A 17222-nucleotide genomic window follows, 5' to 3' on the forward strand; every position below is an offset into this window, starting at 1 on the left:
CCCGTGGTCGGAGGCCCTTCCGCGATGGGGGTTCCGGCGATCCTCAGCTCGCCGTGGCCACCTTCTTCCGGGTCCGCCGCTTCGGCTTCGCCGCGGATTCCGCCTGCGGTTCCGCAGCGGCTCCCGAGGAGGCTTCGGGGGCGGGTTCCTGCGTCGCTTCCCGAGGGGCATCCGGCACGGGTTCCGGCGTCGGGGCCGTGGTGTCGCGATTCGCGTACGCCTCGAGCACGTTCGACGGGATCCGCCCCCGTTCGGAGACCTGGAACCCGGCCGAGAGCGCCCACTCACGAATGGCCGCGTTCTCCTCCCGGGTCTTGCCCGCGGAGGAGCCGACCCGCGCGTAGTTCCTGCGCCCGGAACCGGAGGGGGCGCGGCGGGCGGCGCCCACGAACGGCGCGAACGCCTCCCGCAGTTCCGACGCGTGCTGCGCGCTGAGGTCGATCTCGAATTCCTTGCCGTCCACCGTGAACGTGACCGTTTCGTCCGCCCGGCCGCCGTCCAGGTCGTCCACCAGGGTGATATTCGTAATCTTCGCCATCGTTCACGTCCGATCGCCGTACTCGCGGTTTGCCCCGATTCTCCACGAATTCCGCGAGAAGTCGAGGACGGTCACGCGGGAGGGGGCATTCGGGTACCGGGAGTGCCATTCGGCGCCCGTTCTCCGGGGGCGACCCGTGAACGAGTGCGATCAGGCGGCGCGGAACTCCACCGGCCGCTCCGGGGTGGCCTCCGCGAGTGCCTTGCGCGTGCGCTCGGCGTCGTAGTCCTTGCCGTAGACCGGGGTGCCGGGCTGCTGGCGCCAGGACTCCTCGAGCGGGCCGGCGTCGACGGGGTCGAAGCCCAGCTCGTCGACGAGCGCGGCGACGGTGTCCCTGCCCGGGCCGTCGGCGCCGGCGATCGGCAGCGCGATCCGGCCCTCGGCGCCGCGCGGCTTCCCGCGCTCCAGCAGGTGCTTCCAGTAGATGCCGTTGAACACCTTGTAGACCGGCGTACCGAGGAGCCCGGCCACCCACACGCTCTCCGGGGTGCCGTTCTCGAGCGCCTCGATCCGGCCGTCCCGCTGCTGCGGGTAGTAGTTGTTCGTCTCGATCACGGGCGCGCCCGGTTTGGCCGAGGACACGATGCCGGGCTCGAGGTCCGGGGTGTTCTTCTGTGGGATGCTGACGATCACGACGTCGGCGTCGGCCGCCGCATCGCGGGCCCACACCGGGGTCGCGCCGGTCTCCGCGGCCAGCTCCGCCAGGGTCTCCGGGGCCCGGGAGTTCGCCACCCGGACCTCGTGGCCCAGGGCGGTGAGCCGCCGCGTCAGCGTGCCGCCGATGTGTCCCGCACCGATGATTCCGATCCTCATGTCCGCCGCAACCGAGGCCGCGCGGACGACCATTCCCGAGAGGTGACGCAGAGCACTCTGCCGGCGCGTGCCAGGGTCGAGCCCGGCACTTCTCGCGAAGTGCACGGGCCGCTACAGCACCCCGGGGTAGGCGCCGCCGTCGATCAGCAGGTTCTGGCCCGTGATGAAGCCGGCCTGCGCGGAGCAGAGGAAGGCGCAGGCGGCGCCGAACTCGGTGGGCTCGCCGAACCGCCCCGCCGGGATCGTCGCCCGCCCGTCCGCCGCGACCTCGTCCACGCTCACGCCCTGCTGCTCCGCGGTCCGGCGCTGGAGCGAGGCGAGCCGGTCCGTCGCGAAGGAGCCCGGGAGCAGGAAGTTGATCGTGACGTTGGCGTGGGCCACCGACCGCGCGACACCGGCGAGGAACCCGGTCAGCCCGGCGCGGGCGCCGCTGGACAGGTCGAGCCCGGCCAGCGGCATCTTCACCGAGCCCGAGGTGATGTTGACGATCCGGCCGAACCGGCGCTCCACCATCCCGTCGACGACCGCCTGGACGAGCCGGATCGGGGTGGCCATGTTGGACCGGACGCCCGCGAGCAGGGCCTCCTCGTCGACCTTCCGGAAGTCCCGGGCGGGCGGGCCGGCGTTGTTGTTCACCAGTACGTCCACGTGCGGCACCGCGGCCAGCAGCCGCTCGGGGCCGTCCGGGGTGTTCAGGTCCACCCCGACCGGGACCACCTCGGCACCGGTCTCGGCGGCGATCTCGGCGGCCGCCTCCTCGGCAGCGGCCTGCTCCCGCCCGTTGACGACGACGGTGCACCCCGCGCGGGCCAGCTCCTCGGCGCACGCCCGGCCGAGTCCGCGGGTGGAGGCGCAGACGACGGCGGTGCGGCCGGCGATCCCCAGGTCCATCAGACGGGCCGCCGCTTCGGGGTGGAGCGGGCGACGAGCGCGGGATCGCGGGTGACGGCCTCGCCGAGCACGTCGTCGATCGCGGCCATGGCGTCGGCCGGGATGCGCACGCCCGCGGCCTTCACGTTCTCCTCTACCTGCTCGGGCCGGGAGGCGCCCACCAGGGCGGCGGCGACGTTGCGGTTCTGCAGCACCCACGCCACCGCGAGCTGGGCCATCGTCAGCCCGAGGTCGCCGGCGATCGGGCGCAGCTTCTGCACGCGGGCGAGGGTGTCGTCGGCGAGGAACCGCTTGATCGCGTCGCCGCCGCCCTTCTCGTCCGTGGCGCGCGACCCCTCGGGCCAGGCCGCGCCGGGCTGGTACTTGCCGGTGAGCACGCCCTGCGCGATCGGCGACCACACGATCTGCCCGATCCCCAGCTCCGCGGAGGTGGGCACGACCTCGTCCTCGATGATCCGCCAGAGCATGGAGTACTGCGGCTGGCTGGAGACGAGGGAGACGCCGAGGTCGATGGCCAGGGCGTGGGCGCGGCGGATCTGGTCGGCCGTCCACTCGCTCACTCCGATGTAGAGCGCCTTGCCCGCCCGCACCACGTCGGCGAACGCCTGCATCGTCTCCTCGAGCGGGGTGAACCGGTCGTAGCGGTGCGCCTGGTACAGGTCGACGTAGTCGGTCCCGAGCCGGCGCAGGCTCCCGTCGATCCCCTCCATGATGTGCTTGCGGGACAGGCCCTGGTCGTTCTTCCCGCGCGGGCCCACCGGCCAGTAGACCTTCGTGAAGATCTCCAGCGACTCGCGCCGCTCGCCCTTGAGCGCGGCGCCGAGGACCTCCTCCGCCCGGCCGTTGGCGTAGACGTCGGCGGTGTCGAAGCTGGTGATCCCGTGCTCCAGGGCGGCACGCACGCACTGTGTCGCGACGTCGTTCTCCACCTGCGAGCCGTGCGTCAGCCAGTTGCCGTAGGTGATCTCGGAGATCTGCATGCCGGAGCGGCCGAGATGGCGGAAGTCCATGGCCTCCATCGTGCACCCGTCGAGGTTCGCCCCCGTCGGGTGAGGCCCGCCCCGGCCACGGCGACGACAGTCGCAGCCCCGACGACATCGAGGAGAGGCGGATCCATGACGACGCTGACCGTCTGGAAGTTCGACGACCCGGGCGGCGCCCGGCGCGCGCTGGACCTGGTGGAGCGACTGCAGAAGCAGGAGCTGCTGACACTCGACGACGCGGCCGTCGTGACGTGGCCCGAGGACCGCAAGAAGCCGAAGACCGAGCAGCTGCACAGCATGACGGGGGCCGGCGCGCTGGGCGGCAGCTTCTGGGGCCTGCTGTTCGGGCTGCTGTTCTTCGTCCCGCTGCTCGGCCTGGCGGTCGGTGCGGCGATGGGCGCCCTCGCGGGCTCCATGTCGGACGTCGGCATCGACGACCGCTTCATCAAGGAGGTCCGCGAGAAGGTCACGCCCGGCACGTCGGCGCTGTTCCTCATGACCTCGCGTGTCGTGCAGGACAAGGTGCTCGACGAGTTCCGCGGCACCCAGGCCGAGCTGATCTCGACGAACCTCTCGAAGGAGCAGGAGCAGAAGCTGCGGGAGGTCTTCGCCGAGGAGCACGAGACCGTCTGAGACGAGGTGCTCGGCGTGGCCTCCCCACCACGGGCCCGGGCGTGGGCGTTCGAGGCCGTCCTGGCCGTGCTGTCGGACGACGTCAACGCCGAGCAGGGCACCGAACGGGCCCGCGCCGTCGCCGCGGCGGTGCTGGCCGAGGCCGGCGTACCCGGTCTCACCGAGACGGTGGTGGTCCTCTCCTCGACGCTCGCCGAGGCGCTGGAGCGGATCGCCGCCGAGCGCGGTCTGGTCGCGGCCGACCTGGCCGAGATCTGGTTCGTGGACTGACGGGAGGCCGGCCATGGCCGGGACGGCGGAGGGCGCGCGGCCGGGCGCGGGACGGCGGGTGGCGGCGGGGGTCGCCCTGCTGGCCGCGCTCGGCGCGATCGCGCTGGTGATCGTGGCGCTGCTGCAGGAGCCGCTGCGGCTCGTCGCGGCCCCGGTCCTGGTCGGTGTGGCGGTCGCCGCGGGGTGGACCGCGCTCGTCCGGCGGGGGGCGTGGCGGATCGTGGCGTGCGCGATCGCGCTGCTGGCCCTCGTCGGCGTGGTCCTGCTCGTGGTGACGGCGTCCGTGCTGCGCACCGCGGGCGTGGTGGTCCTCGTCCTGGTCGCGGCCAGCCTCGCCCGGGTCGCGCTCGGCCGGGATCTCCTGCCGGCGCCGTCGGGGCTGAAGTCCGTCCCGCCGGCCGGGCACGGGGTGCTGCTGATGAACCCGCGCTCGGGTGGCGGGAAGGTCGGGCGGTTCGGGCTGGAGGAGGAGGCGCTGCGGCGCGGCGTCACCCCCGTCGTCCTCGAGCCCGGCGACGACCTGCGCGCCCTCGCCGAGGCGGCCGTCGCCGAGGGGGCCGACGTCCTGGGGATGGCCGGGGGCGACGGCTCCCAGGCCCTGGTCGCCGACGTCGCGCGACAGCACGACGTACCCCTCGTGGTGATCCCCGCGGGCACCCGCAACCACTTCGCCCTCGACCTCGGCCTGGACCGCGAGGACGTCGTCGCCGCGCTGGACGCGTTCGGCCCCGCGCTGGAGCGGCGCATCGACCTCGCCGTGCTGGGTGACCGGGTGTTCGTCAACAACGCCTCGCTCGGCGTGTACGCGGGCGTCGTCCAGTCCGAGGGCTACCGCGACGCCAAGCTCGCGACCACCGCCCGGATGGCCCCCGACCTGCTCGGGCCCGGAGCGGAGGGGTCGCACCTGCGCTTCCGTGGCCCGGACGGCGACCTCGGCGGCCCGACCGCGATGGTGCTGGTCTCCAACGGCGACTACCGGTTGGACCGGCTCGACGGGTTCGGCACGCGGGCGCGGCTCGACGGCGGGGTGCTCGGCGTCGTCACCCTGCGGGTGGAGAAGGGGCGCGACGTCACCGAGATGCTGGCCGCCCAGGCGACCGGGCGGCTGCGGTCCTTCCACGGGTACCGGCAGTGGAGTGCGCCCGAGTTCGAGGTCGACTCCGACAAGCCCCTGGTCGAGGTGGGGGTCGACGGCGAGGCGCTGCGCCTGCCGCCCCCGCTGCGGTTCCGGGTGCTCCCCGGGGCCCTGCGGGTCCGGGTGCCCGTCGGATCGCCGGGCGCCGCGCCGGCGGCGGTCGCGCCGGCGGGGCCGGGTGAGGCGATCGCGGGGCTGCTCCGGGTGCTGCGCGGGCAGCCGGCGGTGCGCCGGCAGGCCTGAGCACGCGAACCGGACGAAGTGCACGGAACTGCGCCGTTCGGAGTCGCTCCGCTCGTCCGCGGCAGGTCCCCGACGGGACCTTCGTCCCGCCCGGTCGGGCCTCACGCTCGGCGCCGCGCCGGTTCAGACCGGTCCAGTATCGACCGTTGTTGCCGGTCCAGCAGAGTGCCGGCGTGCGGGGGTGACTTCCATGCAGCCGGTGCCCGAGGCGAAGATCCGTGTTCCGGACCGGCCACCGCAGCTCGTGACGCGAGCCGCCGTGCGTGCCGCGCTCGACCGGATCCTGGACGTGGGTCTGGTCCGCGGTCCCGCCGGCTTCGGCAAGACCCTCGCCGTGGCCGACTGGGTGCGCACCAGCCCAGGCCCCGGAACCGCCTGGGTCCGCCTCGACGCCGAGGACGACGACCCCCGCCGGCTCTGGTCGGCGGTCCTGGCCGCCCTGGCCCGGTGCCCCGCGGTCCCGCCGTCGAGCCGGCTCCGGGACGGGCACGGCTGGCCCACAGCCGGCGGTCCGGAGTTCCTGGCCGCCCTGACCGCCGCGCTCGACGTGCTGCCGCGGCCGCCCCGCCTGGTGCTCGACGACGTCGGCGCGCTGACCGGGCCCGCGAGCGTGCACGGGTTGCGCACCTTCCTCCGCGACCGCCGTCCCGACCTGGTCGTGGTGCTGTGCGGGCGCGGCGAACCGCCGCTCGGCCTCGCCCGGCTGCGGGTGGCCCGCCGGGTCCGCGAGATCGGTCCCGACCTGCTGCGCTTCACCCCGGGCGAGGCCGAGGAGCTCCTCCGCGCCACCGTGCCGTCGCTCGGCCCGGCCGAGGTCACCGTGCTGCACGCGCGCACCGCGGGCTGGCCGGTCGCCGTCGGGCTCGCCGCCGCGGCCTGCGCCGACCCGACGGACCCCCGGGCCGCGCTGGGCTTCTCCGGCGAGCACCCGCTGGTCGCCGACTACCTCGAGGGCGAGGCACTCGCCGACCTCGAGGAGACCGAGCTCGACGTGCTGCGGCGCGTCGGCGTGGTCAACCCGGTGCCGACCGCGCTCGCCGCCGTGCTGTCCGGGCGGGCCGACGCCGGCGGGGTGCTCGACGCCGTCGAGCACCGGACGGGCCTGGTCCGCGCGGAGGGCCGGGGCCGGGAGGTCCACCAGGTGGAGCCGCTGCTGCGCGACCACCTGTTCGCGGAGCTGCGGCGGCATGCGGCGGGAGCGCCGGCGCGCCTCGAGGCGACGACGGCGCGCTGGTACGCCGCCGCCGGGCGGCCCGACGTGGCGGCCGAGCACGCGGCCCGCAGCGGGGACCCGCTCGTCGCCGCGGAGGTCCTGCGCGACGCCGGCCCCGCGCTGCTGCTCTCGGGACGGCACCGCTCGCTGCGTCGGGCCCTGGACACCGTCGGCGAGGCCGCGCTCGCCCGCGAACCCGGGCTGGCGGCGCTCGCCGCGCTCGCCCGCACGGCCGCCGGCGGGCCGCCGGCCACGCACGCCCCCCGGTGGCCCGAGGACCCCCCGCCCGAGGTGGCGGTGCTGCGCGCCGCCGCGGAGGAGCTCGGCGCGGTGCCCGCCGGCCTGTTCCGTCACGACCCGGACGTGCTGCCGCACCAGCCGGGGGCCCGGGCGCTGGGGCTGCTCGCCGAGGCCGTCCGGGTCGTCCGGCTGGGCGATCCCGACGCCGCGCGGCCGCTGCTGGCCGAGGCGCTCGAGCTCGCCGACCGGCACGCGTTCGTGCACCTCGCGGTGCAGGCGCTGGCCCTGCGTGCGGTCGCGGCCGCCGCGACCGGCGACGCGGCCGAGGCGCGGCACGCGGGGCAAGCGGCGCTGGCCCGCGCCGAGCGGACCGGGCTGCGGCACTCGACCTGGGCGGCCGCCGCGGCGGCCGTCCTCGCCCAGGCGGCGCTGCTGCGCGCCGAGCCCGCCGACGCCGTGCGGCTGGCCGAGGCCGGGCTGAGCGGGCTCGACCACTGCGACCACGGGCCCGCCGAGCTGCGGTTCGGCCTGGCCGTGATCCGCGCGGCGGCCGACGTCGACGGTGCGGGCGAGACCCGCGGGGACCGTGCCCGCGGGCTGGACCGGCTGCAGCACGCCCGCGCCGAGCTGGGCGACGAACCGGTGGATCCGCACGTCGTGGCCGTGGCGGCGGTGCTGGAACACCGCGCCGCCCTCGATCTCGGGCACCCGACGGCGGCCCGCAGCGTGCACGGTTGGCTGGTCCAACGCGTCGGGGAGACCGCGGAGAGCGCCCTGCTGCGGGCGTGGACCGACCTCGCCGCGGGCCGTGACGACCGGGCCCGCGCCGCGGTGCACCGGGCCCTGGTGGAGTGCGGCTCACCGCTGCTCGGCGTGACCGAGGTGGAGGCGTGGCTGCTGGAGGCGACCCTCGCGGCCCGGGCGGAGCAACGGGCCGCCGCCCGCGAGGCACTCGAACGGGCCCTGGCGCTGGCCGAGCCGCTGGGGGCACTGCGCCCGTTCGCGGGAGCGGGGCCGGAGGTGCGTCGGCTGCTGGTCCAGCTGCACGGCGGCCCCGGTGCGGCCGGCTCCTTCGCGGGCGCGGCCCTGGCGGTCTCCGCGACCACCGGCTCCCCGGCCGCGGCGCTCAGCGAGCGGGAGCGGGCGGTCCTCGCGTTGTTGCCCTCCCTGTTGTCGCTGGAGGAGATCGGGGCGGACCTGTCGGTCTCGGTGAACACCGTGAAGACCCACGTCCGCTCGATCTACGGGAAGCTCGGCGTGAGCAGCCGCCGGACCGCCGTGCTCGCCGGCTACGAGCGCGGGCTGATCGTCTCGGGGTCCGCGCCCACGCCCCGCAACTGAGATCCGGGCGGGACCACGAAGTCACACGCGGCGGGCGAGGTGCGCCGCGCGCGGGGACCCGACCGTGGACGGACACAGCGCTCGAAGGAGGAGCAACACCATGAGCGACACGACCCATCCGCCCACGACGGGGACCACCAGCAGCACCGCGACGGCATGGTCCACCGGGTTCGCGATGTTCGCGGGTGCAGTGCTGATCGTGGTCGGCATCTGCCAGGCACTGGCCGGCATCTCGGCCCTGTTCCGCGACCAGGTCTACGTGGCCACCGCGAACTACATCTACTCGTTCGACATCACGACCTGGGGCTGGGTGCACCTCGTCCTCGGCGTGGCGCTCGCGCTCACCGGTCTCGGCGTGATCCAGGGCCAGACCTGGGCGCGCGTGGTCGGCATCCTGCTCGCCTCGCTGAGCATCATCGCCAACTTCATGTTCATCCCGCACTACCCGATCTGGTCGATCGTGATCATCGCCCTCGACGTCGCGGTGATCTGGGCCCTGGTCCGCGAGCAGCGTCAGCTGGCCTGACCGGCGACCGCGATGACGACGCAGCGGTCCACCGGCCGCGGTCGCCGCCGGATCACCGCACGGCAGGTCGTCGCCCTGGTGGTGGCGGTCCTCGCCCTGGTGTTCGTGCTGCAGAACCGCGACCCGGTGGGCGTGCACCTGTTCACCCTGACCCTCAGCGCGCCGTTGTGGTTGCTGCTGGTCGTCATGATCGCGGTCGGGCTGCTCCTCGGCGTCGTCCTGACCCGTCGGAGGTGAGGGAGATGACCGGTACGGCGGCCCCGCCGACCCCGCGTCCCACCGTGCCGGTCCCGGCCGAGAGCGTCGAGCTCGGCCGGGCCGCACGGGGTACCGCCCCCCGCTCGTCCCATGCGGAGCTGCCGGCGCGCCGCGGTCCGGGGGCGCTGAAGATCCTGGCCGCCCAGGACGCCGGCCGGGTGCAGGACCTGTTGCCGATCCGGTACGCCCGGATGGGCCTGTCGCCCTTCACGTTCCTGCGCGGCTCGGCGGCCGTGATGACCGCCGACCTCGCCGGCACCCCGGTCAGCGGCATCGACGTGCAGCTCTGCGGCGACGCCCACCTGGCGAACTTCGGCTTCTTCGCCTCGCCGGAGCGCCGCCTGGTCTTCGACGTCAACGACTTCGACGAGACCCTCCCGGGCCCGTGGGAGTGGGACGTCAAGCGACTGGCGGCCAGCGTCGAGGTCGCCGGGCGGGACCGCGGCTTCCGCACCCGCGAGCGGCGGGACAGCGTGGAGGCGGGCGTGCGCGCGTACCGGCAGGAGATGCGCCGCTACGCCGGGATGCCGCACCTGCAGGTCTGGTACTCGCTCCTTGAGACCGAGGACCTGTGGCAGCAGTACGAGCACCGCTTCGCCCCGCGGCGCCGGGCCCGCATGGAGCGGGACCTCGCCAAGGCGCGATCCCGGGACAACCTGGGTGCGCTGACCCGTTTCACGACGATGGTCGACGGCAGGCCGCAGATCGTCCCGGCGCCGCCGCTCGTGACGCCGGTCCGGGACCTCTACCCGGAGGAAGTGGAACGCCGCGGCATCGAGGACGGCATCCGCGAGATCCTGGCCGGCTACCGGGAGACCCTGCCCGCGGACCGTCGGGTGTTGTTCGACCGGTACCGGGCCGTCGACATCGCCCACAAGGTCGTCGGCGTCGGGAGCGTCGGAACCCGCTGCTGGATGATCCTCTTCCTCGGTCGCGACGACCGCGATCCGCTGTTCCTGCAGGCCAAGGAAGCCGGGCCGTCGGCGCTGGAGTCCGTGCTGCGCCCGGCGACGCAGCCGACCGCGGGCCAGCGCGTCGTCGAGGGCCAGCGGTTGATGCAGTCCGCCGGCGACATCTTCCTGGGGTGGCAGCGCACCACCGGGGTCGACGGCAAGGTGCGGGACTTCTACCTGCGCCAGCTGCGCGACTGGAAGGGTTCGGTCGAGGTCGACGAGCTGCGCCCGGAGGGCATGACGCTCTACTCCGAGATCTGCGGACGCACCCTCGCCCGCGCCCACGCCCGCAGCGGCGACCGGATCGCGATCGCCGCCTACCTCGGGTCGTCGAGCGCCTTCGACCGCGCGGTGGCGGACTTCGCCCGCGCCTACGCCGATCGCACCGAGGCCGACCACGCCGCGCTTCAGGAGGCGATCGACGCGGGCCGGGTGGTCGCCGACGACCCGACGGCGAACGGCAACGCGTGAACCGCTGGAAGCCGCTGGTCGCCCTCGGCGCGGCGCAGTTCCTCGTGGTGCTCGACACGGCGGTCATGAACGTCTCGATCAGCACGCTGGTCGCGGACTTCGACACCACCGTCGCCGCCATCCAGGGGGCGATCACGCTCTACACGCTGGTCATGGCCGCATTCCTGATCACCGGCGGCCAGGTCGGCGACATCCTCGGGCGGCGCCGCGCCTTCGGGATCGGTCTGGTCGTCTACGGGATCGGCTCGGGGCTGACGGCGATCGCGCCGTCGCTGTGGGTGCTGGTGCTCGGCTGGTCGGTCGTCGAGGGGCTGGGCGGGGCGCTGGTGCTGCCTGCTCTCGCCGCGTTGGTGGGCGGCAACTACCGGGGCCGTGACCGGGCAGTGGCCTACGGGGTCGTCGGCGGGCTCGCCGGCGCCGGCATCGCCGTGGGCCCGATCCTCGGCGGGTGGGCGACGACCTACCTGAGCTGGCGGGTCGTGTTCGCCGGCGAGGTCGTCGTCGTGGTGGCGATCCTGCTGATGCTGCGGTGGATCTCCGACGCACCCGCGACCGGGCCACGGCGCCGGCTGGACCTGGTGGGGGCGGCGCTGTCGGTGGTCGGGCTGGCGTTCGTGGTCCTGGGCGCCCTGCAGAGCAGCACCTGGGGCTGGCTCGAGCCGCGCAACCCGCCGTTCACGGTGTTCGGCTTCGCGCCGACCCTGTTCGTGATCGCGTTCGGGCTCGTCCTGCTCGGGCTGCTGCGCAGCTGGGTGCGCCACCGCGAGCAGCAGGGCCGGGACCCGCTGGTGCGGTGGAGGCTGTTCGCGATCCGGCCGCTGCGGGCCGCGCTCTCCAGCCTGCTCGCGCAGAACCTGATCCTGCTCGGGGTCTTCTTCACGATCCCGCTGTACCTGCAGGTGGTGCAGGGTCTCGACGCCTTCGCCACGGGGCTGCGGCTGCTGCCGGTCTCGCTCACGATGCTGGTGACGTCGATGGCCGCGCCGGCGGTGAACCGGCTCGCGGCGCCGCGGGCCGTCGTGCGGACGGGCTTCGTCGTGCTGTGCGTCGCCACGCTGTGGCTGGTCGCGACGGTCCGCCCGGATCTCGACGACCTGTCCTTCGCACTGGCCACCGGGCTGCTCGGGGTCGGGATGGGCCTGCTCGCCGGGCAGCTGGGCAACGTCGCGCAGTCCAGCGTGGGCGAGGTCGAGCGCAGCGAGGTCGGCGGGCTGCAGTACACCGCGCAGAACCTCGGCTCCTCGCTCGGCACGGCGCTGATCGGCTCGTTCCTGCTCGGCGCGCTGACCCGGGCGAGCCTCGCGGGGGTGTCCGCGGCGCCGGTGGCCGACGCCACGCGCCAGCAGGTGGGCACGGCCCTGGAGCAGGGCATCTCCTTCCTCTCGCTGGACCAGGCCCGTACCGCGCTGACCTCGGCCGGGATCCCGGGCACGGAGGTGGACACGCTGCTCGCGGAGTACGCCCGTGCCCAGCTCGTCGGCCTGAAGATCGCGTTGCTGGCCGCCGCCGCGATCGCCGTGTTCAGCCTGTTCCTCACCCGCGAGCTGCCGCACCGCCGGGAGGCCGAGCCGGTGGCGCCGTCCGAGCCGGCGGCCGAGCCGCCCGTGGGCGCGCCCGGGTAGGCCGTCACGGCAGCAGCAGGCAGGAGTCGCCGAACTCGTGCCAGCGGTAGCCCTCGTCGAGCGCCGCCGCGTAGGCCCGCTCGACCAGCCGGCGTCCGGCGACCGCGCGGAGCAGGAGCAGGTGGGAGGCTTCCGGCTCGTGCCAGCCGGTGACCAGCCCGTCGACGACGCGGGCCGGTCGGCGCGGCCCGAGGACCAGCTCGGTGGTGCCCTCGCCGGCCCGGACGGTGCCGTCGGGTTCCGCCACCGTCTCGAGTGCCCGGGTCACCGTGGTCCCCACCGCGACCACCCGGTGTCCGGCCGCGCGGGTCGCGGTGACGGCCTCCGCCGTGGCGAGCGGGACGCGGTAGCGCTCGGGCAGCGGGGTCTCGCCGGACTCGAGCGACGACACCCCGGTGTGCAGCACCAGCTCGGCCACGCCGACCCCGCGCGCCCGCAGCCCGTCGAGCACCGCGGGGGTGAACGGGCGGCCCGCACTCGGCATCTCGGCGCTGCCGAACCGCCCGTCGGGCCGGGCGAAGACGGTGCGGTACTCGGCGAGGGACGGCCGTCCGCGGACGTAGGAGTAGATGATCGGGCGCCCGGCCGCGGCGAGGTACCGGCGCAGGCCGCCCTCCACCGCGATCCGCGCCCGCCAGATCCGCGGGCCGCCGGAGAGCAGCGTGGCGTGCACGCCGCACGGCAGACCGATGCTCTCGCCGGCCCGGCCGTCGGTGATCCGGTGCCCGTCCGGCGTCCGCAGCTCCACCTGCCAGGTGCCCGCCGCGGCCGGCCCGGACACGTGCAGGACGACGGTCCGGCCCGACCGGGTGCCGTCGACGGCCGCCGGTTCGGTGTCGGAGGTGTTCACCACGAGCAGGTCGCCGGGCTCCAGCGCCGCCGGCAGGTCGGTGAACCGGCGGTGCTGCAGCGGCCGCCGTGCCCGGGCCACCATGAGCCGCACGCCGTCGCGGACCGGCGGGGGCGTGGTGGCCGTGAGCCCCGGCGGAACCGGCCTCACGGGGCGACCGCCGACGCGGCCGCGGTGTAGCGACCCGAGGGCGGCCGGTCGGCGAGCAGCCGCAACAGCGCCGGCACGACGGTCCCCGGCTCGGGCCGGTCCGAGATGTCCTCGCCGGGGTAGGCCCGCTGGTGCATCGCGGTGCGCATGTCCCCGGGATCGAAGGCGTACACGCGCAGGTGCGGCTCCTCCACCCCGAGGACCGCGGCCAGGTGGTCGAGCGCGGCCTTCGCCGCCCCGTAGCCGCCCCAGCCCTCGTAGGCCTCGACGGCGGCGTCGGAGCTGAGCGTGACGACGGTGCCCCCGGCCGCGCGCAGGGCCGGCAGGGTCTCCCGGGTGAGGCCCAGCGGGGCCAGGACGGTGGTCTCCAGGACGCCGCGCAGGGCGTCGAGCGGATAGTCGGCCAGCCGGGGCAGCGGCGACGGGCCGAGCTCGCCGGCGTTGTGCACGAGCAGGTCCAGCCGGCCGCCGGCCGCCGCGGCGAGCTCGGCGCGGAAGCCGGGGTCGGTGACGTCGCCGGGCAGGGCGACGACGCCGGGCACCCCGGCGAGCGCGCCGCGCAGGCGTCCGGCGTCCCGGCCACAGGCCACCACGGTGGTCCCGCGCCGGGCGAGGGCGACGGTGAGGGCGAGCCCGAAGCCCTGTCCCGCACCGGTGACGATCGCGGTCGGTGTCATGGAGACCACGGTGCGACCTGAAGCCGGGTTCAGGTCAAGGAGCTCAGTCCACGCGGCGCAGGCCCGCCGCGCGGAGCCGGGCGAGGTCGGGGAAACCGTCGACCGCCATCAGCAGGTCCGCCTCGGCGAGGAACGAGCGCAGATGGTGCACCACGCCCTCCTCGCCGCCGACCGCCAGCGCGTAGACGTGCGGGCGCCCGGAGCCGACCGCGGTGGCGCCCGTCGCGAGCGCCTTGACCACGTCCGAGCCGCTGCGCACGCCGGAGTCGAAGAGGACCGGGGTGTCGCCGGCGGCCTCGACGACCTCGGGCAGCGTCTGCAGGGCCGGCAGCCCGCCGTTGGCCTGGCGGCCGCCGTGGTTGGAGCAGTAGATGCCGTCGACCCCGTGGTCCTTGGCCTTGCGGACGTCCTCGGGGTGGCTGATGCCCTTGAGCACGATCGGCAGCGAGGTCGCCTCGCGCATCCAGGCCAGGTCCTCCCAGCGCATCGAGAAGCCGAAGGTCCGGGCGAAGAGCCCGACGACCTCGGCCGGGTCGGAGCTCGTGAGGTGCTTCCGGAAGTGCTCGTCGGAGGTGTAGTTGGCCAGGCAGTAGCCGCGCAGCTGCGGGAAGTTCGCGGTGTTGAGGTCCCGCGGGCGCCAGCCGGTGACCCAGGTGTCGAGCGTGACGACCAGCGCCTTGAAGCCCGCCCGCTCGGCCCGCCGGATGAAGCTGACGGCCAGGTCCCGGTCGTTGGGCGGGTAGAGCTGGAAGAAGCCGGGGGTGTCGCCGAGCGCCGCCGCGACCTCCTCCATCGGGTCCTGGGAGAGCGTCGAGGCGATCATCGGGACGCCGGTGCGCGCGGCGGCGCGGGCCGTCGCCAGGTCGCCGTGCAGGTCCTGCGCGCAGATTCCGAGCACGCCGATCGGGCACAGGAAGAGCGGGTGCGGCAGCTCGATGCCGAACAGCGTGGTGGAGAGGTCGCGGTCGTACGCGCCCTCCATCATCCGCGGCACGAGGCCCCACCTCTCGAAGGCCTCGACGTTGGCCCGCTGGGTGCGCTCGTCGCCCGCCCCGCCCGCGACGTAGGAGAGCACCCACGGCGGCAGCGACTCGGCGGCCCGCCGCTCCATCCCCGCGAAGTCGACCGGGAAGCGGGGCAGCAGGCCCCTCGTGCCGGCCAGGTAGATCTCCAGCTGGTAGTCGCCGTAGCGCGGTGACATCGATGTCCCTCCTGATCACGCGGGTCCGGCCGGACAGTAGCGCCGCCGGGGCCCAAACGATCGGTCGAGCACTCCCGACCGAACGGTTGACCAGTAGCAGATCCGCAGCTAGCGTCGGTGTCCGTCGGACCGCCGAGTCGCAGGAGACGCTGGTGCCGGAGAGTGGGATCACGCGGTCCGTGCCGCCGCACCGTCGCGCGGTGGCGCCCAAGGCGCGCGAGCGCGACCTCGGCCCGTCGCGCTACGAGCAGATCGTCGACGCCGCGGCGGAGCTGTTCCGGCGCAAGGGCTACGCGGGCACCAGCATCAGCGAGATCGCCGAGGCCGCCGGCATGCTCAAGGGCAGCCTCTACCACTACATCCACACGAAGGAGGACCTTCTCCACGCGATCGTCGAGGAGGCCCACCTCAACACCGCCGCGCTCGGCGAGGAGCTGCTCGCCTCGCGGGCACCGGCGGTCGACAAGCTGCGGCTGGCGATCGAGCGGCACCTGCGCGGCACCGAGAAGAACCTGGTCAAGATCAGGGTGTTCAACGCCGAGTTCTCCGGGCTGCCCGCCGAGCGGTTCGCCGAGATCATCGCGCGCCGGGACACCTACGAGCGCTCGATCCGCGAGATCGTCCGCCAGGGGAAGCGGGAGGGCGCCTTCGCCGCGCACCTCGACCCGCGGCTCACCGCGGCGTCGATCCTCGCGACCCTCAACTCCGTCCAGGCGTGGTTCCGTCCCGACGGCGACCTGTCCATGACCGAGATCATCGACGGCTTCACCGACCTGCTGCTGCGCAGCGTCGGTGTGGAGACGCACCCCGAGAGGACCGCGCATGAAGACCGGTGAGCAGTACCTGGCCTCCCTCGACGACGGCCGCAAGGTCTGGTTCGAGGGCGAGCCGGTCGAGCGGATCGCCGACCACCCGATCCTCGGGCAGAGCGTGAGGCTCATCGCCGAGGGCTACGACAAGGTCTACGACCCGACCGGCGACCACAGCCCGTTCTCCGACGTCCCGACGGATGCGGAGGGCCTGCGCGAGCACATCGACTTCGTGCACGACATGGGCATGCTCGCGCACGTCACCTACACCTCGATCATGACGCTGCTGACCGCCGCGGGCCGGATCATGGACTCCTGCCCGGAGGAGGTCGAGCGGATCAACGCCTTCGTCGCGCACGCCCGCGCCGAGGACCTCCGGATCACGCAGTGCATCACGGACGCGAAGGGACACCGCAAGCTCCGCCCGGGTCAGCAGGAGGACCCGGACGCGTACGTGCACGTCGTCGAGCGCCGGGAGGACGGGGTGGTGGTCCGCGGGGCGAAGCTGCACATCACCGCCGCCTCGCTCGGCCACGAGCTCATGGTCATCCCGACCAAGGGCATGAAGCCGGGGGAGGAGGACTACGCGATCGCCTGCATGATCCCGGTCAACGCACCGGGCGTGAAGATCGTCGACGTCAGCTACGCCCCGCGCAACGCCGACTCCGGCACCTTCCCGGTCTCGGGTCCGGTGTCCTACCCCGAGTCGTTCGTGATCCTGGACGACGTGTTCGTCCCCACCGAGCGCATCTTCCTCGACGGGCAGACCACGTACGCCACCGTGTTCGCCCACTCGCTCGGCCTCTGGGAGCGGCTCGGCGGGCTGTCGTCGATGGCCGACGGCGCGGACCTACTGGTCGGGCTCGCCCAGCTGATCGCGCAGGCGAACGGCACCGAGTCCGTGGCGCACGTCCGGGACAAGATCGACGACATGATCATCCAGGCCACGCTGATCCGCGCCTCGCTCGAGGCCGCGATCACCCACTGCCACGTGGGCGACAACGGCGCGGCGTTCCCGGACGAGCTGTACACCAACGCGGGCAAGTACTACGCGGCCTCGCACTACGACCGCCTCGTGCAGAGCCTGCACGACATCGCCGGCGGCTCGATCGTCACCGCGCCCTCGCTCGCGGACCTGCAGAACCCCGAGATCGGGCCCGCGGTGCGCAAGTACATGCAGGGCAACCCGGAGTTCGACGGCGAGACGCGGCTGCGGCTGTTCCACGTGATCCGCGACCTCACCGCGGACACCTACGGCGGCTGGCGGCTGGTCACGAACATCCAGGCCGGCGGCGGGCTCCACGCCCAGAAGATCGTGACGCGGAAGTGGTACCCGATGGAGGCCGCCGTCGCGAGGGCGAAGGAGCTGGTCGGGGTGCCGTTCGCGCCCTGATGGAGGACCGGC

General features: G+C 74.3%; 17 protein-coding genes. 10 read left to right on the plus strand and 7 right to left on the minus strand.

What is annotated here, in order from left to right; all coding sequences use genetic code 11:
- Positions 1-43: 43 nt before the first annotated feature.
- The 4 genes from LWC35_RS01055 to LWC35_RS01070 form a co-directional block, all read right to left on the minus strand.
- Positions 44-538, minus strand: coding sequence for a histone-like nucleoid-structuring protein Lsr2 (locus LWC35_RS01055; RefSeq protein WP_308194428.1), 495 nt, complete (start codon positions 536-538; stop codon positions 44-46).
- Between the two features lie 150 nt (positions 539-688).
- On the minus strand, positions 689-1351 hold the full coding sequence (locus tag LWC35_RS01060; RefSeq protein WP_232867935.1) for an NADPH-dependent F420 reductase: 663 nt from the start codon (positions 1349-1351) through the stop codon (positions 689-691).
- Positions 1352-1462: 111 nt separating this feature from the next.
- The gene (locus LWC35_RS01065; protein ID WP_232867936.1) at positions 1463-2242 is read right to left on the minus strand and encodes an SDR family oxidoreductase; all 780 of its coding nucleotides are present in this window, start codon (positions 2240-2242) and stop codon (positions 1463-1465) included.
- The gene (locus LWC35_RS01070; RefSeq protein WP_232867937.1) at positions 2242-3252 is read right to left on the minus strand and encodes an aldo/keto reductase family protein; all 1011 of its coding nucleotides are present in this window, start codon (positions 3250-3252) and stop codon (positions 2242-2244) included. Before LWC35_RS01070 ends, LWC35_RS01065 begins: the two co-directional genes overlap by 1 nt.
- Positions 3253-3357: 105 nt before the next feature.
- Between LWC35_RS01070 and LWC35_RS01075 the strand changes: the two genes are divergently transcribed.
- The 8 genes from LWC35_RS01075 (at position 3358) to LWC35_RS01110 (ending at position 12130) form a co-directional block, all read left to right on the plus strand.
- Positions 3358-3858, plus strand: a complete 501-nt coding sequence (locus tag LWC35_RS01075) for a DUF1269 domain-containing protein (protein ID WP_232867938.1) — start codon at positions 3358-3360, stop codon at positions 3856-3858.
- Positions 3859-3873: 15 nt separating this feature from the next.
- Positions 3874-4128, plus strand: coding sequence for a hypothetical protein (locus LWC35_RS01080; protein ID WP_232867939.1), 255 nt, complete (start codon positions 3874-3876; stop codon positions 4126-4128).
- A 13-nt stretch (positions 4129-4141) separates the two neighbouring features.
- The gene (locus tag LWC35_RS01085) at positions 4142-5506 is read left to right on the plus strand and encodes a diacylglycerol/lipid kinase family protein (protein ID WP_232867940.1); all 1365 of its coding nucleotides are present in this window, start codon (positions 4142-4144) and stop codon (positions 5504-5506) included.
- 190 nt (positions 5507-5696) lie between these two features.
- The gene (locus LWC35_RS01090) at positions 5697-8300 is read left to right on the plus strand and encodes a LuxR C-terminal-related transcriptional regulator (RefSeq protein ID WP_232867941.1); all 2604 of its coding nucleotides are present in this window, start codon (positions 5697-5699) and stop codon (positions 8298-8300) included.
- Positions 8301-8400: 100 nt separating this feature from the next.
- Positions 8401-8826, plus strand: a complete 426-nt coding sequence (locus LWC35_RS01095) for a DUF7144 family membrane protein (protein WP_232867942.1) — start codon at positions 8401-8403, stop codon at positions 8824-8826.
- A 12-nt stretch (positions 8827-8838) separates the two neighbouring features.
- On the plus strand, positions 8839-9063 hold the full coding sequence (locus LWC35_RS01100) for a LapA family protein (RefSeq protein WP_232867943.1): 225 nt from the start codon (positions 8839-8841) through the stop codon (positions 9061-9063).
- A 5-nt stretch (positions 9064-9068) separates the two neighbouring features.
- Positions 9069-10508 carry a DUF2252 domain-containing protein gene (locus LWC35_RS01105; RefSeq protein WP_269803354.1) on the plus strand — a complete coding sequence of 480 codons (1440 nt, stop codon included), beginning with the start codon at positions 9069-9071 and terminating at the stop codon, positions 10506-10508.
- Positions 10505-12130 carry an MFS transporter gene (locus LWC35_RS01110; protein ID WP_232867944.1) on the plus strand — a complete coding sequence of 542 codons (1626 nt, stop codon included), beginning with the start codon at positions 10505-10507 and terminating at the stop codon, positions 12128-12130. The genes LWC35_RS01105 and LWC35_RS01110 overlap by 4 nt, the downstream gene beginning before the upstream one ends.
- A 4-nt stretch (positions 12131-12134) precedes the next feature.
- On the opposite strand, the gene LWC35_RS01115 is transcribed toward LWC35_RS01110, so the two are convergent.
- Genes LWC35_RS01115 through LWC35_RS01125 form a run of 3 tightly spaced genes read right to left on the minus strand, consistent with a single transcriptional unit; the run spans position 12135 to position 15008 of the window.
- Entirely contained in the window at positions 12135-13130 is a 996-nt protein-coding gene (locus tag LWC35_RS01115; protein WP_232867945.1) for an S-adenosylmethionine:tRNA ribosyltransferase-isomerase, read from the minus strand.
- On the minus strand, positions 13127-13807 hold the full coding sequence (locus LWC35_RS01120; protein ID WP_232867946.1) for an SDR family NAD(P)-dependent oxidoreductase: 681 nt from the start codon (positions 13805-13807) through the stop codon (positions 13127-13129). Before LWC35_RS01120 ends, LWC35_RS01115 begins: the two co-directional genes overlap by 4 nt.
- 43 nt (positions 13808-13850) lie before the next feature.
- On the minus strand, positions 13851-15008 hold the full coding sequence (locus tag LWC35_RS01125) for an alpha-hydroxy-acid oxidizing protein (protein WP_232867947.1): 1158 nt from the start codon (positions 15006-15008) through the stop codon (positions 13851-13853).
- Positions 15009-15208: 200 nt separating this feature from the next.
- Between LWC35_RS01125 and LWC35_RS01130 the strand changes: the two genes are divergently transcribed.
- Both LWC35_RS01130 and LWC35_RS01135 read left to right on the plus strand, forming a co-directional pair.
- The gene (locus LWC35_RS01130; protein ID WP_232867948.1) at positions 15209-15844 is read left to right on the plus strand and encodes a TetR/AcrR family transcriptional regulator; all 636 of its coding nucleotides are present in this window, start codon (positions 15209-15211) and stop codon (positions 15842-15844) included.
- Positions 15831-17210 carry a 4-hydroxyphenylacetate 3-hydroxylase N-terminal domain-containing protein gene (locus tag LWC35_RS01135; protein ID WP_232867949.1) on the plus strand — a complete coding sequence of 460 codons (1380 nt, stop codon included), beginning with the start codon at positions 15831-15833 and terminating at the stop codon, positions 17208-17210. The genes LWC35_RS01130 and LWC35_RS01135 overlap by 14 nt, the downstream gene beginning before the upstream one ends.
- The last annotated feature ends 12 nt before the right edge of the window (positions 17211-17222 follow it).

Source organism: Pseudonocardia kujensis, from assembly GCF_021283305.1.
Classification (GTDB): Bacteria; Actinomycetota; Actinomycetes; order Mycobacteriales; family Pseudonocardiaceae; genus Pseudonocardia; species Pseudonocardia kujensis.